Source organism: Bradyrhizobium sp. NBAIM08 (genome assembly GCF_020193935.1).
In the GTDB taxonomy this organism is placed as follows: domain Bacteria; phylum Pseudomonadota; class Alphaproteobacteria; order Rhizobiales; family Xanthobacteraceae; genus Bradyrhizobium; species Bradyrhizobium yuanmingense.
This window is the reverse complement of the sequence record NZ_JADYVR010000897.1, coordinates 1-408: the sequence shown is the minus strand read 5'-3', so window position 1 is coordinate 408 and position 408 is coordinate 1. Positions and strand designations below refer to the sequence as shown.

1 pseudogene is annotated in these 408 nt (G+C 73.8%); it reads left to right on the top strand.

From position 1 onward, the window contains the following. Positions 1-408, top strand: a pseudogene (locus I6F37_RS42605) (hypothetical protein); the annotation flags it as partial.

Below are 408 nucleotides of genomic sequence, written 5' to 3'. Positions count from 1 at the left end.
GGCTGACGGTCGCCGGCGGCACCGCCGTCCTCTCCGGGGCGAGCACGTTCACCGGCGGGCTGACGATCACCGGCGGCGCCGTGTCCGTCGCGGCCGACGCCAACATGGGTGCGGCCGGGTCGCCCGTGAACCTGAACGGGGGCACGCTCAGCACGACCGCCGGGTTTACCCTGGCCGCCGCGCGGTTCATCAACGTCGGGGCGGCCGGCGGGACGATCAACGTCATCGGGACCGGGACGACCGGCAAGGTCGCCACCGCCGGGCTCGGCCAGCTCGTCGGCACTGGCCCCCTCACCAAGACGGGCGGCGCGGACTTCCAGTTCGTGTCCGACAACCTCGGGTACAGCGGCAACTTCATCGTCGCCGGGCTCGTCGAGGCCAGCTCGAGCCGCGCGCTCGGTACGGGCC